Annotated in this window: 23 protein-coding genes; 15 read left to right on the forward strand and 8 right to left on the reverse strand. The window is 64.8% G+C overall.

Translation table 11 applies throughout. The features are described from left to right. Positions 1-3: 3 nt before the first annotated feature. Positions 4-1023 carry a patatin-like phospholipase family protein gene (locus UB31_RS03930; protein ID WP_045001869.1) on the reverse strand — a complete coding sequence of 340 codons (1020 nt, stop codon included), beginning with the start codon at positions 1021-1023 and terminating at the stop codon, positions 4-6. A gap of 122 nt (positions 1024-1145) precedes the next feature. Beyond that, entirely contained in the window at positions 1146-2390 is a 1245-nt protein-coding gene (serA, locus tag UB31_RS03935) for a phosphoglycerate dehydrogenase (RefSeq protein ID WP_045001871.1), read from the reverse strand. 144 nt (positions 2391-2534) lie between these two features. Between serA and UB31_RS03940 the strand changes: the two genes are divergently transcribed. The 3 genes from UB31_RS03940 to UB31_RS03950 all read left to right on the forward strand — a co-directional run bounded on the left by UB31_RS03940 (position 2535) and on the right by UB31_RS03950 (position 5593). Next, positions 2535-3149 carry a D-glycero-alpha-D-manno-heptose-1,7-bisphosphate 7-phosphatase gene (locus UB31_RS03940; protein ID WP_050044717.1) on the forward strand — a complete coding sequence of 205 codons (615 nt, stop codon included), beginning with the start codon at positions 2535-2537 and terminating at the stop codon, positions 3147-3149. A gap of 80 nt (positions 3150-3229) precedes the next feature. Further along, a complete protein-coding gene (locus UB31_RS03945) occupies positions 3230-4381 on the forward strand; it encodes a UDP-galactopyranose mutase (RefSeq protein WP_045009877.1) in 1152 nt (383 codons plus the stop codon). Beyond that, entirely contained in the window at positions 4382-5593 is a 1212-nt protein-coding gene (locus UB31_RS03950; RefSeq protein ID WP_045009878.1) for a class I SAM-dependent methyltransferase, read from the forward strand. A gap of 6 nt (positions 5594-5599) precedes the next feature. Here the strand turns inward: UB31_RS03950 and UB31_RS03955 are convergent, their stop codons facing one another. Next, the gene (locus UB31_RS03955; RefSeq protein WP_045009879.1) at positions 5600-6382 is read right to left on the reverse strand and encodes a TylF/MycF/NovP-related O-methyltransferase; all 783 of its coding nucleotides are present in this window, start codon (positions 6380-6382) and stop codon (positions 5600-5602) included. Positions 6383-6736: 354 nt separating this feature from the next. On the opposite strand from UB31_RS03955, the gene UB31_RS03960 reads away from it, so the two are divergent. From UB31_RS03960 to UB31_RS04010, 11 genes are all read left to right on the forward strand, one after another. Further along, entirely contained in the window at positions 6737-7321 is a 585-nt protein-coding gene (locus UB31_RS03960; protein WP_045001963.1) for an SIS domain-containing protein, read from the forward strand. A gap of 163 nt (positions 7322-7484) precedes the next feature. Beyond that, positions 7485-8255, forward strand: coding sequence for a transaldolase (locus UB31_RS03965; RefSeq protein WP_045001877.1), 771 nt, complete (start codon positions 7485-7487; stop codon positions 8253-8255). A gap of 15 nt (positions 8256-8270) precedes the next feature. Further along, positions 8271-9263, forward strand: a complete 993-nt coding sequence (locus tag UB31_RS03970) for an NAD-dependent epimerase/dehydratase family protein (RefSeq protein WP_045009880.1) — start codon at positions 8271-8273, stop codon at positions 9261-9263. Beyond that, positions 9260-10270: an NAD-dependent epimerase/dehydratase family protein gene (locus tag UB31_RS03975; protein WP_045009881.1), complete on the forward strand. Its 1011-nt coding sequence runs from the start codon at positions 9260-9262 to the stop codon at positions 10268-10270. Before UB31_RS03970 ends, UB31_RS03975 begins: the two co-directional genes overlap by 4 nt. Beyond that, positions 10267-11826, forward strand: coding sequence for a PfkB family carbohydrate kinase (locus tag UB31_RS03980; RefSeq protein ID WP_045009882.1), 1560 nt, complete (start codon positions 10267-10269; stop codon positions 11824-11826). The genes UB31_RS03975 and UB31_RS03980 overlap by 4 nt, the downstream gene beginning before the upstream one ends. Before the next feature lie 7 nt (positions 11827-11833). Then, complete coding sequence (locus UB31_RS03985; protein ID WP_045009883.1) at positions 11834-12763, forward strand: Gfo/Idh/MocA family protein; 930 nt, start codon at positions 11834-11836, stop codon at positions 12761-12763. After that, on the forward strand, positions 12760-14034 hold the full coding sequence (locus UB31_RS03990; protein WP_045009884.1) for a nucleotide sugar dehydrogenase: 1275 nt from the start codon (positions 12760-12762) through the stop codon (positions 14032-14034). The genes UB31_RS03985 and UB31_RS03990 overlap by 4 nt, the downstream gene beginning before the upstream one ends. 30 nt (positions 14035-14064) lie before the next feature. Beyond that, the gene (locus UB31_RS03995; protein ID WP_045009885.1) at positions 14065-14721 is read left to right on the forward strand and encodes a class I SAM-dependent methyltransferase; all 657 of its coding nucleotides are present in this window, start codon (positions 14065-14067) and stop codon (positions 14719-14721) included. Between the two features lie 15 nt (positions 14722-14736). After that, positions 14737-15552, forward strand: coding sequence for a transketolase (locus UB31_RS04000; RefSeq protein ID WP_045009886.1), 816 nt, complete (start codon positions 14737-14739; stop codon positions 15550-15552). Next, entirely contained in the window at positions 15549-16460 is a 912-nt protein-coding gene (locus UB31_RS04005) for a transketolase family protein (protein ID WP_045009887.1), read from the forward strand. Before UB31_RS04000 ends, UB31_RS04005 begins: the two co-directional genes overlap by 4 nt. A 9-nt stretch (positions 16461-16469) precedes the next feature. Next, positions 16470-17351: an NAD-dependent epimerase/dehydratase family protein gene (locus UB31_RS04010; RefSeq protein WP_045009888.1), complete on the forward strand. Its 882-nt coding sequence runs from the start codon at positions 16470-16472 to the stop codon at positions 17349-17351. On the opposite strand, the gene UB31_RS04015 is transcribed toward UB31_RS04010, so the two are convergent. Together UB31_RS04015 and UB31_RS04020 are read right to left on the reverse strand one after the other, a co-directional pair. After that, complete coding sequence (locus UB31_RS04015; protein WP_045009889.1) at positions 17348-18505, reverse strand: radical SAM protein; 1158 nt, start codon at positions 18503-18505, stop codon at positions 17348-17350. The two genes, UB31_RS04010 and UB31_RS04015, sit on opposite strands and share 4 nt — an antisense overlap. Before the next feature lie 148 nt (positions 18506-18653). Continuing rightward, positions 18654-19886, reverse strand: a complete 1233-nt coding sequence (locus UB31_RS04020) for a rhodanese-like domain-containing protein (RefSeq protein ID WP_045009890.1) — start codon at positions 19884-19886, stop codon at positions 18654-18656. Positions 19887-19973: 87 nt separating this feature from the next. Between UB31_RS04020 and UB31_RS04025 the strand changes: the two genes are divergently transcribed. Further along, positions 19974-20588, forward strand: a complete 615-nt coding sequence (locus UB31_RS04025; RefSeq protein ID WP_045009891.1) for a LysR substrate-binding domain-containing protein — start codon at positions 19974-19976, stop codon at positions 20586-20588. On the opposite strand, the gene UB31_RS04030 is transcribed toward UB31_RS04025, so the two are convergent. Genes UB31_RS04030 through UB31_RS04040 form a run of 3 tightly spaced genes read right to left on the reverse strand, consistent with a single transcriptional unit; the run spans position 20469 to position 25061 of the window. After that, positions 20469-21716, reverse strand: coding sequence for a PepSY-associated TM helix domain-containing protein (locus tag UB31_RS04030; RefSeq protein WP_197090763.1), 1248 nt, complete (start codon positions 21714-21716; stop codon positions 20469-20471). The genes UB31_RS04025 and UB31_RS04030 overlap by 120 nt on opposite strands. Then, the gene (locus UB31_RS04035) at positions 21709-22731 is read right to left on the reverse strand and encodes an extracellular solute-binding protein (protein WP_045009892.1); all 1023 of its coding nucleotides are present in this window, start codon (positions 22729-22731) and stop codon (positions 21709-21711) included. The genes UB31_RS04030 and UB31_RS04035 overlap by 8 nt, the downstream gene beginning before the upstream one ends. Before the next feature lie 2 nt (positions 22732-22733). Beyond that, complete coding sequence (locus UB31_RS04040; protein WP_045009893.1) at positions 22734-25061, reverse strand: TonB-dependent siderophore receptor; 2328 nt, start codon at positions 25059-25061, stop codon at positions 22734-22736. Positions 25062-25327: the final 266 nt, after the last annotated feature.

Below are 25327 nucleotides of genomic sequence, written 5' to 3' on the forward strand. Positions count from 1 at the left end.
GTCTCAGCACTCCGACAAGAGAACGTCGAGATCGGCGGTCGTGCGCTGGCCGACATCCGCGCCATGCTCGTCGAGAAACGTCTCGGCCGCCTGACGTCCTTCGGCGCGCAGCATCGAGACGAACTCCCATTCGGCGTTGAGCTTGGATGAGGCGCCGAACTTCGCCAGCATGTCGCTCTTGACGCGGTGCGTCCGCATCTGCGCCCAGCGCGCGCCTTCGCCGCTGCCAGGGTCGGCAGCCTGGCGCAGCAGCGCGATCATGCGCAACTCTTTCATCAGCGGCGAATTGAACGAAATCTCGTTCAGTCGATTGAGAATCTCCGCTGCCGTCCGCGGCTCTTCGAGCGTCTCGGTCGGATTGATCTGCACCAGGATGGTGTCGTGCGCGTCGCTCTCGCGGATCAGCGGCGTGATCGTCGGGTTGCCGGCAAAGCCGCCGTCCCAGTAGGCTTCACCGTCGATTTCGATCGCGCGGAACATGGTCGGCAGGCAGGCCGATGCCAGCAGCACGTCAGCCGTGATCTCCGCGTTGCGGAAGATCCGCCCGCGCCCCGTGCGTACGCGCGTCGCGGTGATGAACAGTTTGATTGGCGAACGCGCGAGGCGCTCGAAATCGATGCTCTCGGCCAGAACCTTGCTCAGCGGATTGTAGCCGGTCGGATTGAGGTCATAGGGCGACAGCACGCGCGACATCAGATCGGTAAGGATGTAGAAGGGCGACGTATCGAGCGTCCAGCGCCCCATCAGCCGGTCGAGCGGCGAGCGCTGGAGCGGGCTGAAGGCCGCGGCCTTCGAAACACGGCGCCAGTATTGTTCGAGCGCATCACGCGCACCCTCGGCGCCACCGGCTGTCCAGCCATCGGCCAGCACAGCCGCATTCATCGCGCCTGCGGAGGTTCCGGAGATCGCGGCGATGGTGAGCCACTTTTCCTCCAGCAGGCGATCGAGCACGCCCCAGGTAAAGGCGCCGTGCGAACCGCCGCCCTGAAGCGCGAGATCGATCAGTACGGCGTCCCGTTCCATGGCGGCACCCACGCAACTGAAACTCAAATTCGACGCGATTTGTCACATCCGCGTCGAAGACGGCAGCGCAGTGTAGAGAGCCTTTGCGGCGGAATGCAACTGGAACGTGGGGCTCTCGCCGTTTAGTGTTCGAACACGAGCCGCGCCCCGATCGTACCATCGAGGCCGCGGATTTGCGCCAACAACGTCGCCGAATCCTGGCCGCCGAGGTCGGCATCGAGCACGACGTAGCCGAGGTCGCCCGCGGTCTCCAGATATTGCGCGGCGATGTTGATGTCGCGCTGGAGGAAGACCTCGTTCAGACGGCGCAGCATGCCCGGCACGTTGCGGTGAACGTGGCTGAAGCGTGCGCCGGAGGGGCGTAAGTGCAACTGCACTTCGGGGAAATTCACCGCGCCCATGGTGGAACCGGTGATGAAAAAGTCGACCAGCTTGCGCGCCACCTCGCCGCCGATGCGCTCCTGCGCCTCCTCGGTCGAACCACCGACATGCGGCGTGAGGATGACGTTGCCGAGGCCCTGCATCGGGCTCTTGAAGCGTTCCGCGTTCGAGGACGGCTCGACCGGAAACACGTCGATGGCGGCACCCGCAAGATGACCGTCGCGCAGCGCGGCCGCCAGCGCGTCGAGATCGACCACGGTGCCGCGGCTGTTGTTGATCAGGAACGAGCCAGGCTTCATCGCCCGCAGCTCGGCCCCGCCGATCATGCCGGCGGTCTCCGGCGTTTCCGGCACGTGCAGGCTGACCACGTCGCTCTGCGCCAACAGTTCCTCCAGCTTATCGACCGGCTCGGTGTTGCCGTGGCGGAGCTTGTCGGTGCGGTCGTAATAGATCACCCGCATGCCCATCGCTTCGGCCAATGTCGAGAGCTGCGAACCGATATTGCCATAACCGATGATGCCCAGCGTGCGACCGCGCACCTCGCGGCTGCCGGTCGCGGACTTGTCCCAGCCGCCGTCATGAGCCGACACCGAGCGGGGAAAAATCTGCCGCAGCAGCATCACGATCTCGCCGATCACGAGCTCGGCGACGCTGCGCGTGTTGGAGAATGGCGCGTTGAACACGGGAATGCCGCGCTTGCGCGCCGCTAACAGATCGACCTGGTTGGTGCCGACGCTGAAGCAGCCGACCGCGAGCAACCCATCGGCGGCCTCCAGCACGTCGTCCGTGATCTGGGTGCGCGAGCGGATGCCGAGCAGCGACACGCCCTTGAGCGCCTGCCGCAGCGCCTCGCCGTCCAGCGCCTTGGTCAGCCGCTCGACATTGGTGAAGCCCGCGCTTTTGAACAGGTCGACGGCGCTGTCATTGACGCCTTCGAGCAGCAGCGCCTTCGCGCTCCGCTCAGGGCTTTGGCCTGGGGCTGGCATAGAATCTCCATGGATGGCGGCTTTGCCGCAGCTCATAGACCGCGGACGACGCGCAGCACAATAGGGTTTGGATATGGGATTTTCGCTTCGCTCCGTCCAGGTGACGCACTAAAAGCATACCGAACCGGCCGGAAAATCCGCCTGATGCGCCCTGCCATCTTCTTCGACTGCGACGGCGTGCTGAACGAGGAGCCCGGCGGCCATGGCGTGCTGGGGCCGGATGACGTGCGGCTCATCCCGGGCGCGGGTGAGGCCGTGCGGGCTTCGCACGAGGCCGGCTATCTCGCGATCATCGTCACCAACCGCGCCCAGGTGGCAAAGGGCTTTGTCACGCTCGCCGGCCTTGAGACGATTTTCGCACGGGTCCGCGAATTGCTGGCGCAGGACGGCGGCCTCGTCGATGCCATCTATTTCTGCCCGCACCATCCGGAGCGGGGAAGGCCGGGCGGCGCGCCGGACTTCCAGATCGCCTGCGAATGCCGCAAGCCCGGAACGCTGCTGTTTCGCAGGGCCATTGCCGATTTCGGCATCGACCTCGGCCGCTCCGTGCTGATCGGCGACAGCCTGCGCGATATCGGCGCCGGTCGCGCGATGGGACTGAAGACCTATGGCGTGCGCACCGGCTTTGCCTGCCGCGATGTCGAGCGCTATCCGGACCAGGCGCCGCCGGTGCCCGACCGGATGTTTGCCGACGTTGGCGCGGCCGTCGCATTCTGCGTGGCCCCGGCGGAACATGGACAAGCCGGCGAGCCCGATTGACGCGGTCCGGCCGTTCGCCGATACCGGCATGACTTGGACCGGCGCGACTTGCCGATTCGTGTGGGGACTGGACGGGACGGATGAAGACAGCTCTGGTGATCGGCGGCGGCATCGCCGGCTGCGCCGCAACGCATCAGCTCATCAAGCTGGGCGGATGGGACGTCACGATTGTGGAGGCCGCGCCGTTCCTCGGCGCCGGCGTGCGCACCTTCTGGTACGGCGGTCATCCCTACACCTTCGGCCCGCGCCACTTCCTGACCCAGAACCGCGCCGTATACGATTACATGGACGCGATCGTTCCCCTGCGTTCCTGCGCCGACCACCAGTTCATCACCTATGTCGAGCGCGACAACGCCTTCTACAACTATCCGATCCACGAGGACGACATCGCGCTGATGCCCGACCGCCACAAGATCGCCGCTGAGCGCCAGTCGGCGCGCGGCGTCGCGGAGGCAAAGAACCTCGAGGAATATTGGGTCGGCTCGGTCGGCCAGACGCTCTATGACAAGCTCATCGACAAGTACAACAAGAAGATGTGGCTGGTCGACGACAACAAGCGCATCGACACGTTCAACTGGTCGCCGAAGGGCGTCACCATCAAGAGCGGCTCGCGCGCCGCGTGGGACACCGCATGGTCGGCCTATCCTCACGCGGAGGACGGCTACAACCGCTATTTCGACGTCGCGACCGAAGGCGCGCGCGTGCTGCTGTCGACCCGCATCGAGCGTTACGATTTGCCGGCGCGCGCGGTCTGGTTCGGCGGCGAGAAGCACGCATATGACGTCATCATTTCGACCATCTCGCCGGACGAGCCGTTCGGTCGCTGCCATGGCGAGCTCGCCTTCATCGGCCGCGACTTCCACAAGATCGTGTTACCGACCGAGCACGTCTTCCCCGAGCACGTCTACTTCCTCTATTACGCCAATGACGAGGCGTTCACGCGGCTCGTCGAATACAAGCAGTTCACCCATCACAAATCGCCGACGAGCCTCGTCGGCATGGAGATCCCATCGCACAACGGCAAGCACTATCCGCTGCCGTTCTTGTCCGAGCAGGAGCTGGCGCGCAAATATTATGCGCTGATGCCCGACCACGTCTATTCGATCGGCCGCGCCGGCAGCTATCGCTACGGGCTCGACATCGACGACTGTATCGAGCAGGCAATGGTGATGGCGCGCCAGATTGCAGAAGGCGGCCGCGACCATCCGGTGCCGATCGAGGCCTGGCGCTAGATGACAGAGCCCGCCGCCACGCCGCTTCGCTGCGTCGTCTGCGGATTGGGCGATGCGGTAACGGTGTGGTCGGTGGCGCGTACCCCGATGCACGCGGTCCGGCCGTCCGGCGTCGCCCATCACGCCAGTGGCTTCGGCCAGTTGGACATCGCGGCGTGCAGCACGTGCGGACATCTCTCCAACCGGGCCTTCGACGCTGACGCAGCCGATGAGCTCTATGGCGCGCTGGTGCTGACCAACGAGCCGGTGAGCGCGGGCATGATCGCGGCCGTGGACGAGACCGCGGCGCTGATCATGCGGCATCTGAAGCGAGGGCCCGCCGTGCTCGAGGTCGGCGGCGGCGGCGGGGCACTATCGCTGGCGCTGGCACGCCGATCGGCGCGCGTCGATCTGGTCGAACCCAGCCGCGCGCTCGGTGCCGAGCGCTTTGCCGGTACCGGCGTGATGCTGCACCGCGCGATGTTCCCAGCCCCGGCGTTGGCCGGCCGTCGCTTCGATGCGGTGGTGTGCCGCCAGGTCCTCGAGCATGTGCCGGAGCCCGCGCCGTTCCTGGCCGCGCTTCGCGCAAGCCTCGCCGACGACGGCATCGCCTATCTCGAGCTGCCGAGTGCCGACGACATCTTGCGCCGCCATTCGATCGTCGATTTCCACTATCCGCACGTGCACTACTACCGGCGCGGCGAGATGGAGTGGCTCCTCGCACGCGCCGGGTTTGCGATCGAAGAGGTCTTCGACATCAAGCAGGGACACGACATGGGCTTCCTGCTGCGTGCGGTGACTCCGCTCGCGCGTGAAGCCCGCGCGTCGTTCGATATCTCGCCCTCGGAATTTGCCGCGGCGTTAGCCGAACGGCGCGCGCGGGCAGCGCAGCGTCTCGCTGCGATCAACGGCCCGATCGCACTCTACGGCGCCAACGCCTATGCGCAGGCCCTGCTCGGCCTCTACCAGGACAGCACGCGTTTCGACGCAATGTTCGATGACACCACCTCCTACGCCGGACGCTGCGTCTACGGACCCGCAGGCGAGATCGCAATCGAGCCGCCGAGCGGAGAACGTCTTGCCGGCATGGCAGCCGTGGTCATCGCGGCCTATCTGCACGATGCCGAGATCGCGCGAAAAATCGCGGCAATGGAATTTCGCGGCCCCGTCTACACGCTGCGCGCGCCAGACCCTGAAGCGCCGGGCGCCATCGCAAGCTTGTTCGACCCGTAAGGCGGCTCAGATCAGATCCGTCTCGGTCTCGGATGCGATGTAGGACCGTCCCCACCAGCCGATGTCGAGATGGCGAACGAAGCGCCAGCGTGAGCGCTGGCGGTATTCGACAAAGGCCCGCGCCAGCCCGCGGCCGGGATTGCCACGGTTGCCGACGAAGAGATCGTCGATATAGAGCACCGATCCAGCCTGAAGCAGCGGCTCGATGAAATCGAACACCGGAATGGCGGATTCGTAGAGATCACAGTCGATGGTGGCGAGTGCGATCTTGCGCCCACGGCTTGCGAACTGCTGTTTCAGCTCGGAGGTCAGCGAGTTGCCGTAGAGGCCCTTCACCGTACGCACCTGTCCGGTGTAGATGCCGTGCTCGCCGATCAGCCGCAGAAACTCCTGCTCCGAGGTCGCGAGCGCGCCCTGCGTCCATTTGCCGACACTGGTCTCGGTTTCCGGCGCGGGCAGCCCGGCAAAGCTGTCGAACGCCCAGAACTCCATGTCGTTGAGGTTCTTGCGCCGCGCCTCCGTCAACGCCATGCGGAAGGTCCGCGCGCGGTGGCAGCCATATTCGTGATAGTCGCCGGCGATCTCGTTTTCCTTCAGGAAATCGAAGACCTGACGGAAGAACCTCAGCTTTTCGCTCTGCCGGTTCTGCTGGTTGTAGCGGATCTCGTCCTCCGCCGACCAGTTCGCGAGCGCGGCACCATCGGCGATATCGACCCAGGGCTCGTGGGCGAGCGGCGTGATACCGGTCGCGGGCTCCGCGGGGACGCTGTCTGCACGATCGCGGCTCATGACAATCCGATGGTTAGCGGGGAATCCCAGTTCCCCGTGGTGGAATCAACGCGTGTCAGCTTAAGCGAGCCACCGGTCAAGACCAGCTTCTGCGGTAACCGGAACGGATTATCGCATTGCGGGAGCCGCGGCAGCGCAGGACCTGTTGATAACTACCTCGGACCTATCGTCGGCGGCCTCGAATCGACTCAGAACACGGACATGGAGCAGCAATACGCGGACACACGTAAGACTACGGTGGCGCAGGTTGCGGCCGTGCGTCGGGATTCGCGGCGGGATAATCAGGTCAACGGTGATTCGCCGGCTGGCCCGCGAACCGGGCTCGACGAAGCACAAACGAGGCCGGTTGCGAAGGTGGAACACGTCGCCCAATACCTGCGGGAAGTCTGCGATATCGCGCAGGCCTTGCCGGCAGGCGAGATCGAGGCACTCTGCGACGAGCTGGTCGGCTTGCGCGAGCGCGGCGGCCGGCTGTTCATCCTCGGCGTCGGGGGCAGTGCCGCCAATGCGAGCCACGCCGTCAACGACTTCCGAAAGCTGTGCGGCATCGAGACCTACGCGCCGACCGACAACGTCTCCGAACTCTCTGCGCGCACCAATGACGAGGGCTGGCCGAGCGTGTTCGTCGAATGGCTGAGGGTCAGCCGGATCGGGCCGCGCGACGCAATTTTGGTTCTCTCGGTCGGCGGCGGCAACCTCGAACGCAATGTCAGCCCCAACATCGTCGCGGCGGTGAAGGAGGCGAAGGCGCGGGACGCCCGCGTGCTCGGCATCGTCGGGCGCGACGGCGGCTATACGAAACAGGCCGGCGACGTCGTCGTCGTGATTCCAACCGCGGCAGAGCAGCGTGTCACGCCGCATGCCGAAGCGTTCCAGGCAGTGGTCTGGCATTGCCTGGTCTCGCATCCGAAGTTGCAGCGCAGCGCCACCAAATGGTGAGGCGCTGGCATGCGGACTCCGGGCGGAGTAGCTTGGCGTAGTGCGTGAGTCGTCTTCTTCGCGTCGGACATCCGGCGCGACAGCAGATGGGTTTGACTTGGCCGGGCTGGACCACATCCGTGGAACGATCCAGCAGGCGACGGGCTGAAGGGGCTTACGCAACATGAACGCACCGAGCATTGACGCGCTCAATATCAAGATCTTTGGCGACGGCGCCGATCTCGCAACGATCCAGCGCACGTCGCTCGATCCGCGAATCAAGGGCTTTACGACCAACCCCTCGCTGATGCGCGCGGCAGGCGTCAGTGACTATCGCACGTTCGGCCGCGCGGCGCTGAGCATGGTGCGCGACCGGCCGATCTGCTTCGAGGTGCTGGGCGACGACCTCGCCACCATCGCCCACGAAGCACGCGAGATCGCTTCCTGGGGCCCGAACGTCTACGTCAAGCTGCCGGTGACCACCACCCGCGGCGAATTCTGCGGCCCGGCCATCGCGCAGCTCGCGCGCGACGGCGTGAAGGTCAATGTCACTGCCATTCTCACCCTGAGCCAGGTCGAGCGCGTCCGCGACGTCCTCGATCCCGACACACCGTCGATCGTCTCGGTGTTCGCCGGGCGCATCGCCGACACCGGGCGTGACCCCGTCGCGATGATGGCGGAGGCGATCGAGATCCTGTCGGATCGCCCGACGGCACAACTGCTCTGGGCCAGCCCGCGCGAACTGCTCAACCTGTTCCAGGCCGATGCCATCGGCTGCCACATCATCACGCTGTCCGCCGACCTCCTGAAGAAGTTCGATCTGGTCGGCAAGGACCTCGACGTCTACTCGCGCGAGACCGTCGCGATGTTCCGGAACGATGCGCTCGCGGCAGGCTACGAGCTGTCGCCGCGCAAGCCGGTCAGGAAACGCGTCGTCGGCCGTATCGATCGTTAACAACACCGGTTTGCAATGCTCAAGAACGTCCTCGTCACCGGCGGCGCCGGCTATGTCGGCCATGTCCTGGTCCCCCGCCTCCTCGCCGACGGCCATAGCGTCACCGTCTACGACCTTCTGTTTTTCGGCTGCCGGCTGCCGAACCATCCGAATCTGCGCGTCGTCAAGGGCGATATTCGCGACACCGCAAAGCTTGCAGCTCAGCTGAAGGGCCAGGATGCCGTGCTGCATCTTGCCTGCATCTCCAACGATGCAAGCTTCGAGCTCGACGAGAACCTCTCCAGGACCATCAACTACGACTGCTTCGAGCCGATGGTGGTCGCGGCGCGCAAGGCGGGCGTGAAGCGCTTCGTCTATTGCTCCACGAGCTCGGTCTACGGTGTCAGCGACGCGCCCAACGTGACCGAAGAGCATCCTTTGGTGCCGCTGACGCTCTACAACAGGTTCAAGGGCATGTGCGAGCCGCTGTTGTGGAAGCACAAGGCGGACGATTTCACCTGCGTGACGGTGCGGCCGGCCACGGTCTGCGGCTACAGCCCGCGCACGCGGCTCGATCTCTCGGTCAACATCCTCACCAACCACGCCGTCAACAAGGGTGTCATCACCGTGTTCGGCGGCAAGCAGATGCGGCCGAACCTCCACATCGAGGACATGGTCGACGCCTATCGGCTGATGCTGAGCGCGCCGCACGACAAGATTCACGGCGAGACCTTCAACATCGGCTTCGAGAACCACGCGATCGCCGACCTCGCCACCATGGTGAAATCCGTCGTCGAGGCGAGCGGCGGTCGCGAGATCGGCATCGTCACCACGCCATCGGACGACAATCGCTCCTACCACGTCAATTCCGACAAGATCCGCCGCGTGCTCGGCTATGCGCCCGCGCGAACGATCGAGGATGCCATGCGCGACCTCACCCGCGCCTTCGTCAACCAGCTTCTGCCGAACAGCTTTGACGACGACTGGTATTACAACGTCCGCACCATGAAGAAGCTCGGGGCCAGATGACCGCGCGTCCGATCGCACTGGTGACGGGTGGCGCCGGCTTCATCGGCAGCCACACGGTCGAGCTGTTGCTGGCGCGGGGCTATCGGGTGCGGGTGATCGACAATCTCGTCGGCGGCCGCGAGGCCAATCTCGCTGCGCATTCCGCCAATTCCGATCTCGCCTTCGAGCGTGGCGACATCCGCGATGTGCAGCCCGGCAGCGCGCTGTTTCGCGACGTCGCCCGCGTGTTCCATTTCGCCGGCATCGGCGACATCGTGCCCTCGATCGAGGCGCCGCTCGACTACATGCAGATCAACGTGCAAGGCACCGCGCAGGTCCTGGAATGCGCACGGCAGGCCAATGTGCGCAAGCTCGTCTATGCGGCGTCGTCCTCTTGCTATGGGCTGGCCACAACGCCGACCCGCGAGGATCATCCGATCTCGCCGCAATATCCGTACGCGCTGAGCAAATACCAGGGCGAGCAGGCGGTGCTGCACTGGCACGCCGTCTACAAGCTGCCGGTCAACGTCATCCGCATTTTCAACGCCTATGGCACGCGCTCGCGCACCTCCGGCGCCTATGGCGCGGTGTTCGGCGTGTTCCTGCGGCAGAAGCTGGCCGGCCAGCCCTTCACGGTCGTCGGCGACGGCACGCAGACACGCGACTTCGTCTATGCCAGCGACGTCGCGGACGCGTTCCTGCGCGCCGGTGAAACCGAGCTCACGGGCGAAATCTGGAACCTCGGCGCCGGAAATCCGCAATCGGTCAACCGGCTGGTGGCGCTGCTCGGCGGCCCCGTGATCCACATCCCCAAGCGCCCGGGCGAGCCGGACTGCACTTTTGCGGATATCGCCAAAATCCGCCGCGAGCTCGGCTGGGAGCCGAAGGTGAGCTTCGAGGAGGGCGTCCGCCGCATCCTCGCCGTGATCGACTATTGGCGCGATGCGCCGCTGTGGAACCCGGACTCCATTGCCGCGGCGACGTCGGCGTGGTTCAACGCTCTTGCGACCAAGGGAGCGCCGGCATGATGGACGATGCGACCCATCGCATGGTGAGCCACAAGCTGAAGAGTGCGGCCGAGATCGCCGCGCTGATCGGCCGCCGGCCCCGCGCGCGCAAGGTCATCATGTGCCATGGCACGTTCGACGTCGTGCATCCCGGCCATGTCCGCCATCTGCTCTACGCCAAGAGCAAGGGCGACATTCTGATCGCGAGCCTGACGGCAGACGCGCATATCCTGAAGGCGAATTTCCGGCCCTTCGTTCCGCAGGAACTCCGCGCCTTCAATCTCGCCGCGCTCGAGGCCGTCGACTACGTCATGATCGACCCGAAGCCGACGCCGATCGACAACATTCGTCTGATCGAGCCCGACATCTTCGCCAAGGGTTACGAATACACGGCAACCGGGCTGCATCCGCGCACGGCCGAGGAGAATGAAGCGGTCGAGGCCTATGGCGGCGAGCTGATCTTCACGCCAGGTGACATCGTATTCTCGTCTTCGCATATCATCGAGACGGCGCCGCCTTCGATCGCGACGGAAAAGCTGCTGACGCTGCTCTATGCCGAGCATCTCGACTTCAACAGCTTGCGCGGCGTGCTCGACCGCTTTCACGATCTGCGCGTCCACGTGATCGGCGACACCATCGTCGACACATATACGCGCTGCGCCGTGATCGGCGGCGGCACCAAGACGCCGACCATGAGCGTGCGCTTCGAGGAGAAGCAGGATTTCGTCGGCGGCGCCGGTATCGTCGCAAAACATCTCGCCTGCGCCGGCACGCGCGTGACCTTCTCCACCGTGCTCGGCGACGACGCGACCGGCGAATTCGTCAAGCGCGACCTCGGCGGCACCGACATTGATTTCCATGCAATTGTCGATCCGAACCGGCCGACAACCAACAAGGACGTGATCGTCGCCGCGGGCCACCATTTGCTGAAGGTCGACCGCGTCGACAACCGACCGATCGCCGAGCGCATCCTCCGCACGCTGGTCGATCGAATCGCGTCCGTGCCCGCTGACATCGTCGTGTTCACGGATTTCCGCCACGGCATCTTCAACCGAGAGACTATCCCGCATCTGGTCAAGGCGATCCCGAAGACCGCATTCCGGGTCGCCGATTCGCAGGTCGCGAGCCGCTGGGGCAACATCCTCGAGTTCCAGGGTTTCGACCTGATCACGCCGAATGAGCGCGAGGCGCGATTCGCGCTCGGCGATCAGGATTCGGTGGTGCGCCCGCTCGGCACCGAGCTGTACCGCCAGGCGCACTGCAAGACGCTGATGCTCAAGCTCGGGCCGCGCGGTCTGATGGCGTTCCGGGGCGAGCCAAAGAGCGACGAGGACGTCCGCTCCTTCTTCGCCATCGACAGCTTTGCCGACAACGTCGTTGATGCCGTCGGCTCCGGCGATGCGCTGCTCGCCTATGCGGCACCGGCGATGTTTCTCACCAACAATGCGGTCGTCGCCGCCGTCCTCGGCTCGCTCTCCGCCGCGGTCGCCTGCGGGCACCAGGGCAACGTTCCGACCGAGCCGAACGATATTCTCGACAAGATCGACCGTCTCGAGCGACAGGCGCAGTACCGTTGAGGGCGCGATGAAGGTCATCGTCGTCGGCTACGGAGTTCAGGGCCACAAGCGCTTCAAGGTCGCAGGCGAAGACGCAATTGGCATCGTCGATCCCGTCGCGCCGGAAGCGAACTGGCGCCGCCTCGAAGACGTGCCTGCGGACCGCTTCGACGCCGCGATCGTCTGCACGCCGGATCAGCCCAAGATCGAGCTGCTGCGCTATCTGCTGGAGCGTGGCAAGCATGTGCTGGCGGAAAAGCCGCTGTTTGCAGACAGCGAGCACGACCTCCGCGCGCTCGAGGCGCTCGCCCGCCGAACCGGCGCACTTTGCGTCACCGCCTACAATCACCGCTTCGAGCCGCATTTCGTGCGGATGCGCGAATTGCTGCGATCGGGACGGCTCGGCACCATCTATCGCTGCCGAATGTTTTACGGCAACGGCACCGCGCGGCTGGTACGTAATTCAGCCTGGCGCGATACTGGCGACGGCGTGCTCGGCGATCTCGGCTCTCATCTGCTCGACACCGCGCGGTTCTGGTTCGGCGAGATCGCTGACACTTTCCGCATCGTCTCGGCGGAGCGGTTCGAGAACCGCGCGCCGGACCATGTGGTGATCGCCGCGGAGGGGCGCCCGCAGATCGAGCTCGAGATGACGCTGTTGTCCTGGCGCAACCATTTCACCTGCGACGTCTTCGCCGAACACGGCTCCGCCCACATCGAATCCCTGTGCAAATGGGGTCCGAGCAGCTTCGTTCACCGCACCCGGGTGCTGCCCAGCGGCCGGCCGCCGGAGGTGAGCGAGATCCTGGTGCAAGACGATCCGACCTGGGCGCTCGAATATGCCCATTTTAAGCAATTGTGCGGAACACGCACGCAGACCGATCTCTCGAATGATCTCTGGCTGCACCGTGCCCTGGCGCGACTTGGCCACGAGGCACAGGCTCGGAGCGGCGCATGACCCTGCCCCGAGTCGGCTATGCCGGAATGACCCATCTCGGCCTCTGCTCGGCAATCGCCGCCGCAGCCAAGGGATTTGCGACGCTCGGCTTCGATGCCGATGCGCACCTGATCGGCCGTATCGTGGCGGGCGACCTGCCGGTGCGCGAACCCGACCTCGACGACCTCCTGCACTCGCATCGCGATCGCATCACTTTCTCTGCGGACAAAGCGGCACTGCGCGACTGCGACCTGGTCTATGTCGCGCCGGACGTGCCGACCGATGGCGCCGGCGTCAGCGATCTCAGCGGCATCGACAGCCTGCTCGACATCGTGCTCGCCAATACGCGCGACGATGCGACCATCGTGATCCTGAGCCAAGTGCCGCCGGGCTTTACCCGCGCGCGGCAGCGCCCCGGCCGCATCATTCTCTACCAGGTCGAAACGCTGGTGTTTGGTCGCGCCGTCGAACGTGCGACCAAACCTGAGCGCTTCATCCTGGGTTGCCTCGATCCGGATGCGCCATTGCCGTCCGCCTGGCGGGGCTTCCTCGAGGCTTTTGGCTGCCCGCTGCTGCCGATGCGGCTGGAGAGCGCCGAGCTTGCGAAAATCTCCATCAACTGCGCGCTGGCGGCGTCCGTCACCACGGCCAACACGCTCGCCGAGCTCTGCGAGCGTGTCGGCGCCGACTGGTCGGAGATCGCACCGGCGTTGAAGCTCGACGCGCGCATTGGCCCGTACGCCTATCTCGCGCCGGGGCTTGGGCTCGCCGGTGGCAATATCGAGCGCGACCTTGCTACCGTGATGCGGCTGTCGGAGCAGCACGGCACCGATGCCGGCATGATCCGCGCCATCGTTACCAACAGCCAGCATCGCAAGAACTGGGCGCTGCGCGAGCTGCACGAAGCGTTGCTGGCAAGGACGCCGGAGGCGCAGATCGGCGTGCTCGGCCTCGCCTACAAGGAAAACACGCATTCGGTGAAGAATTCGGCGGCGCTGGCGCTGATCGCGCAGCTCCAGGCATGGCCGGTACGTGCATTCGACCCGGCGGTGCCGGCATCGGCCGCGACGCATCCGAACCTGACGGCCGCATCGAGCGCGATCGACGCCGCGCACGACGTTGACGCGCTCGCAATCATGACGCCCTGGCCCGAGTTCCGGGAGATCGCGCCTGCGGATCTTGCGCGTATCATGCGCGGGCGACTTGTCCTTGATCCTTACCGCGTGCTCGATGCCTCCGCCGCGCACGCGGCCGGGCTCGATTATCGCACGCTCGGCGCGCGAGCGACGTGAAGCGCATCATTTGTTGATCGGACGATTCCCATGGCCGAAGTAAACCTCCTCTCCAAACTGCCGCGCGGCAAGCGGAACCTTTCGGCACGCGCCACCGCCAAGACCGAGGAGCATATCCGCATCTCCCGCGAATATGGCGAGGCGTATTTCGATGGCCCGCGCGAATATGGCTATGGCGGCTACCGGTATGACGGCCGCTGGGTTCCGGTGGCGCAGGATTTCATCCAGCACTTCTCTCTGAAGCCCGGTGACCGCGTGCTCGACATCGGCTGCGCCAAGGGCTTTCTGGTCAAGGACTTCATGATCGCCTGCGAGGGGCTCGAGGCGTTCGGTCTCGATGTCTCCCGCTACGCGCTGATGCGTTGCGAGGTGGAGACGATCGGGCGCCTGCATCTCGGCAATGCGCTGGAGCTGCCGTTTCCCGATAACAGCTTCAAGGCTGCGATCTCGCTCAACACCATCCACAATCTCGACCGCGCCGGCTGCCTCCAGGCGCTGAAGGAAATCCAGCGCGTGTCGGGCGGGCGCGCCTTCGTGCAGGTCGATTCCTATCGCACGCCGGAGCAAAAGGCGATTTTCGAGGAGTGGGTGCTGACCGCCCGCTTCCACGATTATCCGCAGGGATGGATCGCGCTGTTCCAAGAAGCCGGTTATACCGGCGATTACTTCTGGACGATCATCGAGTAGGACGAGGAAGCTTTCATGAGCTCAACGAGCTTCGACGCAAAGGCAGCAAAATCGCGCTGCCAGCGCTATCGCAGGCGAATCCTCGACATCTCGCAGCGCGTCTCGGCCCTGCACATCGGCGGCGCCTACTCCTGCACCGAGATCGTCGACGGCATCTACAACGGCCTGATGCGCGAGCCCGGGCTGTCATCGCCCGACACCTTCCTGATGTCGAAGGGCCATGGCTGCATGATCCAGTATGTCGTGCTGGAGGATCTCGGCGTGCTCACGCGGGCTGATCTCGACGCCTATTGCACGCCGCATGGCCGCCTCGGCGTCCATCCGGACTATGGCAATCCCGGCATCGAGGCCTCGACCGGCTCGCTGGGCCACGGTCTGTCGATGGTGGTGGGCATGGCGCTCGCCGAACGGGGCAAACGCCGCGACGGGATGATCTATACCGTACTCAGCGACGGCGAGACCCAGGAGGGATCGACCTGGGAAGCCGTGCTGATGGCGTCGTCACTGAAATTGACAAACATCGTCGCCTTCATCGACAACAACGACTTCCAGAGTCTCGGACGCACGTCCGAAACGCATCCCTCGCTTTATCCGCTGGGTGCCAAGTTCGAGGCCTTCGGCTGGGAGACGGCTGAGATCGACGGCCATGATCCCGCGGCGATTTTTCGCGCGGTCTCGTCGCGCAAGGGCGACCGGCCGCTGATGGTCGTGGCGCGCACCACCAAGGGCAAGGGCGTCAGCTACATGGAGAACGCCCCGATCTGGCACTACCGTTCGCCGAACAAGGACGAGTATGCCCAGGCCATCCGCGAGCTGGAGACGCAGGCGTGAGAAACACCTTTTCCGAGACGCTGTACGCGGAGGCGACCGCCAATCCGGACGTCTACATCGTCGTCGCCGACATCTCGCCGGCCGGCAGCATGGCCAAATTCTCCAGCGAATATCCCGAACGCTTCATCAATGTCGGCGTCGCCGAGCAGAGCATGATCGGTATCGCCGCAGGGCTCGCGCTGAAGGGCTGCCAGCCTTTCGCCTACACCATCGCGACCTTCAGCCTCTATCGTCCGTTCGAGATGATCCGCGACGATCTCTGCTACCAGAACCTTCCTGTGACCGTGGTCGGCATGGGCGCAGGCGTCATCTATTCGACATTGGGCGGCACACACCATACCCAAGAAGACATTGCGATTGCGTCGGCGCTGCCCAACATGCAGGTGCTGGCGCCCTGCGATCCCCTCGAATGCATCGAGGCCACGCGCTGGTGCGCGCGGCAGAAGAACGGGCCGGTATATCTGCGCATCGGCAAGGCCGGCGAGCCCGTGCTGACGGCGCAGGCCGAGCCCTGGCAGTTCGGCAAGCTGCGCTACCTTAGGCGCGGCAGCGATGTCTGCATTCTCACCTATGGCGTTATCACGGCGATGGCGACTGATATCGCCGACAAGCTCGCTGCCCAAGGCCGCTCGGTCTCACTGGTCTCGGCGCATACGCTGAAGCCGCTTGATCGCGACGGCATCTCCGAAGCCCTGCGGCAGCACCCGCATGTCGTCGTGATCGAGGAGCACGCGCCGCAGGGCGGGCTCGCCTCGCAGGTGAAGCAGATTGCATGGGACGTCCGCACCACCTGCCGGCTCGATACCTTTACGCTGCAGGACGCTTTCATCCACAATTACGGCTCGACCAACGATCTGCTCGCGGCGCACGGCCTGTCGCCCGAGCGGATCCTGGCCGCAATCGGCTGAGGGCAGACAATGCGCGTGCTCGTGACCGGCGTCTCCGGCTTCTCGGGCAGCGTGGTGGCACGCCGGCTCGCGAGCGGCGGACATGACGTCGTCGGCACCTATCGCCGCGACACGAACTTTCTGGCATCGCTGCGCGAGGCGCCGCGGCTTGACCTGGTCCGCACCGGTCTCATCGACGCCGGCAAGCTCGCCGGCCCGTTCGACGCCGTCGTGCATACGGCCGCGACGTCACCGGGCCCGGGCGTCGACGTCGCAACGCTGGTTCGCGACAACATCGATGCAAGTTTTGCGCTGATCGAGGCGGCTCGCCGCTGGCGGACGAACCATTTCATCTTCTTCTCGTCGCTGTCCTACTACGGCCGGATCGAACAGGACGTCGTTGACGAGGCCACGCCGATGCGCGATCCCGACACCTATGGCGCAACCAAGCTCATCGCCGAGCGGCGGCTCGTCGAGCTCGCTGGGGAGTTTTCCACGCTGGCGCTGCGCATGCCGGGGATCGTCGGCCGAGGTGCGCATCGGCATTGGCTCGCAAGCATGGTGTCACGGCTGCGCGCCGGCGAACCGGTGCGTGCCTTCCATCTCGACCGCCCCTTCAACAACGCAGCCCACATCGACGACGTGGCCGCGCTCGTCGCGACCGTGTTGGCGCATGAGGCCTGGGGCGGCTTCGACGCCGCGGTGCTCGGTGCGGCGGGATCGCTGACGGTGCGCGAGACCATTGAACGCCTTGCGTTAGCGCTCGGCACATCGGCCAAAATCGAAGAGATCGCGCCAACGAACGCGTCGTTCATCCTCTCCAGCGCGCACGCGATCGCGCGCTACGGCTACCAGCCGTCGGAGATCGGCGCGCTGATCGATCGTTACGGCCGCGAGATCAACGGCACTTAAGCGCGATCGTCCTCGCGATAGCAGCCGCGGCACACCTCGGGAATGCGGCCCTCGCGATGGTCCTTGCGAAAGGTCTCATAGGCCTCGCCATGCCAGATCGCAACGAGATCCTCGGCATTGCCGAGATCCACGACTTCAGGATTGGCGATGGTACAGCAGGGAACGACGCGCATGTCCGAGCTGACATAAAGCCGCTCGAACGGCCACGGGCAGAGCTTGTCAGTCTGGCGCCAATTATATTTGTCGGTGACGTTCCAGAACGCCACGCGCACCCCGAGCTCACGACCCCGCGTCATCAAACGGTCGCAGAGCTCCTCGGTGAAGGCACCCTCGGCAACGATGTCGCGCAGCGCCTCACCCCATTTGTCCTGGCCCCAATTGGTGAGATCGAGCGAGAAGGCGAGGCTGGTGAAGCCGGCCTCGGCGGCGAGCTCGACGAAAGCAGGCAGTTGATGCCGGTTGGACTGCTGCACCACCACCCACATCTTGGTGCGGTCAACGCCGATTTGACGGGAATAGGCGTTGATCAGCTTGCAATTGGCGATGACCCGAGAAAACACCGAGCCGCGCCGGATGCCTTCGAACGTCGCTTCGTCGGCGCCGTCGATCGAGATCTGCACTTCGTTCGGATCGGCGTCGATCAGCCGGCGATAGTTTTCACGGAGATGCAGCAGCGAGGCATTGGTGGTGGTTCGGACCCAGATCTCGCGCTCGCGCGCGTGGCGCAGCATGGCGAGATAGGCATCGCCCTGCATCAGGGGTTCGCCCATGCCCTGGAGCTTGATCTCGATCAGCCCGTATTGCTGGTCGAGCAGCGCCTTGAAACTCTCGAGCGACATATCGCCGGCGCGCTGGCCTTTGTGCCAATCGCTGACCTGGCACATGGTGCAACGGAAATTACAGCGGCTGACATTCTCAATGTCGAGCTTGATCGGCAAAAAGTCGACGATGCTGCGATCAGTCCGCGCGCGCAGGTATTTTTCGTAGTTGGCACGCCGCCGCGGATCGAAGGCGAGCGCGCGCTCGCGTTGCGCGGCGTAGGCGGCAGACCCCATCGATGGTTCCGGCGCCGGCAGGCTGCGCAGAAACGCGGCGCCTGCGGCGGCGCCCTGCGCCAAAACTGGTCGTTCGATCGTGTCGGCGTCTTGAGCCATTTGCGTCCGTCGCGGCGGGATCCCGGGGACCCAGGATATCTGGGCAGAACGCAAACTGATTCGGGTTAAAATCGACCACCATTCGTGCGGCGTGGCAAGGCCCGACCAGACTGCTCCGTACAACTCCGGTGGACTAACGCCACCGCACTCAGATCACATAAAACCCGTGCGTGCCGTCGCGGCGGAGCTGGTCGACGAGGCCGTATTCCCAGTCGAGATAGGCCTGCATCGCGCGGTCGTCGACATTCGTACCCTCATAGGGACGGCGGTAGCGGTGGGCCGGATCGGGCTTCGGCAGGACAAGTGGCGGGCTGACCTCGCGCGCGGCGTCATAACCGCCTTCAAGCACATAGACCTCCCAGCCCATCTGCGCGAGCCAGGATGCCGTCATGTCGGCGCGCACGCTCTTGTCGTCGGTCAAAACGATGCGCGCGCCGCGCACAGGTGCCGCCATGTCGGTCTCCTGGACGAGCTGGCCGCCGGGATAGTGGCGGAAGCCCGGGAGATGACCGGCGGCATGTTCCTCCGCGTCGCGCACGTCGAAGCGATAGAGCGTGCGATCGGTCTGCGCCACAAGTGCCGACATCTCGTTGGCGCCGATATGGCGGACGCCGGCGCGATAGGCGACGTCGCGAGCATTGGCCGGACCGCCTTCGAACGGTCCGATCGCGCCGCGCCGCTCGGCGCCGTGATCGAGCGCGTGCCGCGCCAGCGTCCAGCCGATCGTGCCGTTGCGCAGCGCCCGCACCTTGTTGGGCACGCCGGCGTTGATCAGCGACTGGGTGCCGACGATCGAGCGCGTGCGGCCGGCGCAATTGACAATGATGGTGGTGTCGGGATCGGGCGCGGCCTGCCCTGCCCGCAGCACCAGCTCCGCACCGGGCACGCTGACCGAGCCCGGGATGTTCATGGTCGCATATTCATCGAAGCGGCGGACGTCGAGGATGGCGATGTTGGCCTTGTCCGCGATCAGCTTTGCCACTTCGTCAGCGCTGAGCGAGGGCGTGTGGCGGCGCGCTTCGACCATCTCGCCGAACGCTTTTGAATAGGAATTGACGTCCTCGAACACCTCATAGCCGGCCGCGCGCCAGGCCTTCAGCCCGCCGTCGAGCGCGCGGACATTGGAGTAGCCGAGCGTCGCAAAGTGTTCGGCGCCGGCCACGACCAGCCCTTCGCCGTCATCATAGAGCACGACCGGCACGTCCTTGCGCGGCAGCCTCACCTCGGCCTCGATCGCGATCCGGTTCGCGGCCATGTTGGCCGCGAACAGCGGATGTCCGGTGGCAAAGGCCGCCTCATATCTGAGATCGAGCAGCGCGATCTCCTCACGCAACAGCAGCGCGCGGCGGATATCGGCGGGGGTAACGGTCGGAAGCTTCATGGCGTGAACCTAGACGAGGACAGGCCATGGCTTTTGAACGATTGCGGCGGCCTTGGCTAGCCGCCCCGCTGCATTGCGGCTCAGCCCGTGGCCGCGACCTGCTTCTCGACCTCGGATGAGCGGATCAGGCTCGGCATGCCTGCGGACTTTCTCGAGCGCGATTTCGCGTCGGCTTTCGGCGATATCCGGTCGCGCTTCCCTAAGGCACGGCTATCCGTGCGCACCGATTTATCGGCACGGCTCGCCGAGGACATCGATCACGGCCGGCTCGATCTCGCCTTCTATAAGCGCGCACCGTCGAACGCCGCAGACGCCGCGATTGCGTTCGAGCCGATGGCGTGGTTCGGCAAGGTCGCCACCTCACACCAATCCAACGATCCCGTTCCGCTGGTGGCATTTGCGGACGGCTGCGCCTATCGCGACGAGGCGCTGCGCAGCCTGCACCTGATGGGACGGGAATGGACCACCGCCTGCGAAGCGCGAAGCCTCTCCGCGCTGGTCGGTGCCGTCAAGGCCGGCCTCGGTTACGCCGCCCTGCCGATCAGGCTCGGCGAGCGCAAGTCGCTGCGTCACGCAGGCGATCTACTGGACTTGCCGCAGCTCAATGCCGTCGAGCTCGCCCTTGGCGTCGCCGAGGGCTGCAACTTGCCGTTCGCCCGCGCGATCGGCGGCATTATCACTGAGCGGTGCGCGCTGGCGTGATGGCCGCAGCTTGCGGCGCGACAGGTACAACAGCACGCCTGTGATCGCGAACAGCGGCATCAGCATCGCCGCGATCATGAACGCAAGCTTGCCGGGCCAGCCAAGGATCGCGCCACGGTGAATGTCGAGCAGGTTTGCGATGATCTTCTCGCCGAGCGACTTGTTGGCGTAGCGCTCGGCAGAGACCACCTGACCGGTGACGGCATCAATGCGGAATTCGTCGCGCGTGGTATCGAGCGTGCTGTCTTTCCCCCACGAGCGGATCCGGATCACCGTGCCCGGACCGGCCGGCAGCGTCAGCAAGGCTCGGGAGAAACGGCTGCCCTCTTCGTGCAGGAGGGTTGACCACGCGCGATCGAATCCGATCGGCTGAACCGTCTCGCGGCCGCCGGCCGCGCGCGGCGCCTTGGGCTGCATCTTCGCTACGCCCACCTGTGGACGCGACAGCAGCCAGACGACACCGTCCTTGTACCAGTCGAACGAATACCAGAGCCCGGTCAGCGTCATCACCAGATAGATCGGCAGCACCCAGGTGCCGAGGACGGCGTGCAGCGAGCGATGCAGGCCGCGCCCGCTGAGCCCGAGATTCGGCTTCAGCCACATCTTCACACTGCTCGCGCGGCGAGGCCAGCGCAGCACGAGGCCTGAGATCAGCATGACGATCAGGCCGAGCGCGGCAACACCGGTAATCTGGCGGCCCCAGCCCTTTGCATCGCCGGGAATGAGCAGCCAGCGATGCAGCCTGCGCACGGTCGCAAAAAACTCCTCGCCTCGCGGCGTGCCGAGCACATGCGCGTCATAGGGATCGATATAGAGCGAGGACGGCCGCGCGCCCTGCTCGTCGCGAGCAAAGCGGACACGCACGGCCGCGGACGGATCGCTCGCAAGCGTGACGGCGGAGACCTTGCCGGCCTTCAGCCGTGCGACCAGCTCGTCCGGCATCAGTGCCGGTGTCGTTCGCGGCGCGACCTGCATGATCCCGGCATTCAGATGGTCGAGGATCTCATCCTCAAAACTCATGATCGTTCCCGTGAGAGCGATCAGAGACAGCAGCAATGCGAGCACGAGGCCGGCAATGGAGTGGACCTGATGCAGAACGGCCTTGATCTTGTGCCCCAGCCTACTCATCAAAGCCGACCTTCTTGATGAGGGCGATCGCCGCCTGCTGTTGCGCGGCGACCTGATCGATCGGCATAGCATCCGGCGTAAATGGGCCGATATCGGCGAGAATCGGAGCCCGCTCTGCCGTGGCGAGCACAGGATATTCAAGCTCGGCGTCAGCAAAGATCCGCTGCGCAGCCGGCGTGACCAGGAATTCGAGGAGTTTTTGCGCGGCCGCCGGATGCGGCGCGCGCTTCGCCATGGCTGCGCCGGTGAGATTGGCATGTGTGCCACCACCCTTGAAGACCGTCGGGACTGCCTTGACCGCCGTGGCCCAGGCGCGCCAGTCGGCGCCTTCCCGTCCGTCACGCAATTGGGCCAGCGCGACGATGTTACCAATCCCGATCTCGCATGCTCCTTGCGCGATCTGGCGGATCACGTCGTTGTCCTTGCCCGCCGGCTTGTGCGCAAGATTGGCCTTCAGGCCGGCGAGCCAAGTCTCCGTTGCGGCCTCGCCGTGATGGACGAGATAGGCCGCGACCAGCGCGACATTGTTCTGATGCAGGCCCGCGCGCATGCAGAGCTTGCCACGCCATTTCGGATCGGCGAGGTCTTCATAATCGATCGCAGCAAGCGCACTGTCCTGGCGCGCCATCACGACGCGCGGGCGGACGGTCAGCGCAAGCCATTGCGCGCTGCCGTTGCGCAAGTTCGGCGGAACGGCCTGATCAAGCAGCGGCGATGCGAAGGCCTGGGTAAAACCTCGACCGGCGAGCTGGCTGGTCTTGTCGAGCCCTATCGTCATCAGAACATCGGCAGGCGACGCCTCGCCTTCCGATGCGAGGCGCTTGACGAGGCTGTCTTCGATGAAGACCACCTTGACCTTGATGCCGCTGTCTTTCGTGAACGCCGCGATCGCAGGCTCGACCAGGTTAGCCTCCCTGGTCGAATAGAGCGTGATCTCGTCGGCGCGGCTCGCCGTCACGACACAGGCAGACGCCAGCGCGACCAGGATCGCGATGGCCTTGCGCTGCGCCGTCATGCCTAGAACTTCACCGTGGCCGCCAGCGAGAAACGCCGCGCGTCACCGATCGCGACGTTCAGATTATTCACGGCGGAGGGATAGTAGACGGTGTCGAACAGATTCTTGACGTTGAACTGATAGATCACCGGGAACTGTCCGTATTTCGTCTCATAGGTCGCGAAGATATCGGCGACCACATAGGACGGCAAGACGAAGGTGTTGGTGGCATCGCCGGGACGGTCGCCGACATAGCGCGCGCCGCCACCGAGGCGGAGCTGGCCCGGCAAAGCGGTGCCGAAGTCATAGACCAGATAGAGCGAGGCCGTGTTCAGGGCGACGTTTTGCAGCTTCCTGCCGAGCAGCGTCGAATCTTCGGACGCCGTCACCCGCGCGTCGGTATAGCCATAGCTGCCGATCAAGGCCCAGCTGTCGGTGAGCCTGCCGGTGACATCCAACTCGACGCCCCGCGAGTGTGCGCGGCCGACGGTGTGGATTTCCACGACATTCGCGCTGTTGGTGACCGTCGTCTGCACGTTCTTCTTGTCGAGATCGTAGAGCGCCAGCGTACCGGAGATGCGCTTGTTCAGATCGAACTTCACGCCAGTCTCGTATGACACGCCTTCTTCAGGCGCAACGTTCGAGCCGATCACGACGCCGATCGGCGCAATGGTCGAATTCGGCTTCAGCGATTCGGTGTAGCTCGCATAAAGCGAGATCTGGTCAGTGAGCTTGAAGATGGCACCTCCAAGCGGAAGCACCTTGTCTTGGGACACGTTGGTATTGGTGACGAAGGGCTTCCCGCGCCCGGCGATCTGGTCGTAGTCCATGTAGCGCACGCCGCCGACCAACGCGAAGCGTTCGGTCAGATGCAACGTGTCCTGGAAGAACATCGACCACTGACCGAGCTTGTCTGTCTGGGCGCTGTCGGAGTTCGACGCCGTCGTCCCCGGCCCGATCAATCCGTAGACGGGATTGTAGACATTGAAGACGGGCGTTGCCTGCCGGATCAAGATGTCACGGTAGATCGTGCGATACTGACCGTCGCCGCCGAACACCACGTCATTGCGCATGTTGCCGAGCCAGAAGCCGCCGGACATGTAGGACGTTCCGTAGCTGACATTGCTGAGCGAGCTTCCCGTGCCGTCATTGCTGCGCGTCTCGGCGCCGGTCGTGAAGTTGATACCGGTGATGCGGAGCTGGTTGGCGCTAAAAGTTTCGGTGTTGTAGCTGTAGCCGGCGTAGAGCTTCCAGTCCTGGTTGAAGCGGTGCTCGACCGAAGCCTGCATCAGGTCCGACGTGCCCCACGTGTTGTTGAAGGGCTCGTCGAGCCGGCGCGTCGCGGGAACCGCCAGCGGCGCTTTCGTCGCCGGATTGAACGCCGTGCCGCGGTCGAACGGATAGATGAACTCGCGGTGCTCGTAGTTGAGCTGAACCGTGGTGTCCTGGCCGTACCAGGCCAGTGACGGCGCGACCAGCATCTCGCGGTGGCGCCCGAAATTCCGCCAGTAGTCCTCGCTGACACCATAGCCGATGAAGCGATAGGCAAGGCCCTGATCACCGATCGGACCAGTGACGTCGAGCAAGCCGTCGGCACCAGTCTTGGAGGCACTGAAGGCCGAGCCGAGCAGCGTGACCGAACCGTGCTGATAGAGCTCCGGACGCTTGCTGATGGTGTTGACGATGCCGCCGGGGTCCATGATGCCGTACAGCAGCGAAGCCGGCCCCTTCAGCACCTCGACGCTTTCGACTGCGGGATTGAGGCTGCGGCCCTGCACCAGCGGCATGCCGTTGCGCATGATCGAGCCGTCGCGGTTGTCGCCGAATCCGCGGCGGATGACCGCGTCCTGGCTGCCGGCGAGGGTGTTGGTCTGGGTGATGCCGGAGACGTTGATGAGCGCATCGTCGATGTTGCGCGGCAGCTGGTCCTTCAGAACCTGCTCGGGCACGACGTTGACGGCTTGCGAGGTGTTGAGCGGCGAGGCACCCGAGCGTAGCGTGGTCGAACTCGGCGTCGCGCGATAGCCGAGCTTTGCGGCTTGTTGAGCAGCGGCTTCAGCGGCGGCGCGTTCCGACGGCGTCGGAGCTGCCGGCGCGGCGGCATTCCGGCTGCGCTGGCGTGCAGCTGTTTGCGCACGGCGTTGGGACTGCTCCGATGCGCGCGTCGGTTTCGGCGGCTGCGTCGGCGCATCGACCGTTACCGGCGGCAGCGCCGATTGCGCCTGCGCGGTCGTGCTGTTGGAGGGGTATTCGGCGAGCAGCACCGCCGCTCCGATGAAAAGACCTGCACGGCTCTTGCCGGCACGATTTCGATGACAGCGGTCGCGCTGGCCATCCACAAAGGCACGCACTTTCGATTCACTTCCAAGTCAGAGACAGCACTGAAGCTGGCGCATCTAGCAGTCGCTGCGCATGAAGAGAACCGGAGGCGGACTTGAATCGCTCTAGTGTTGAATCGTTCTAAGAGCGGTCGCGATCGCATGACGAGGCAACCATTCAAGTTGCGATGCTTTCATGAGCAGAAACCAGCACGTCGCAGTTGGAACTTCCGCGAAATAAGCACGCCTGCACATTGTCGATGCTGATCACGCATCGCCGGCGAGGCGGCATCTTTAGC

This window comes from Bradyrhizobium sp. LTSP849 (assembly GCF_000938255.1).
Lineage (GTDB): Bacteria > Pseudomonadota > Alphaproteobacteria > Rhizobiales > Xanthobacteraceae > Bradyrhizobium.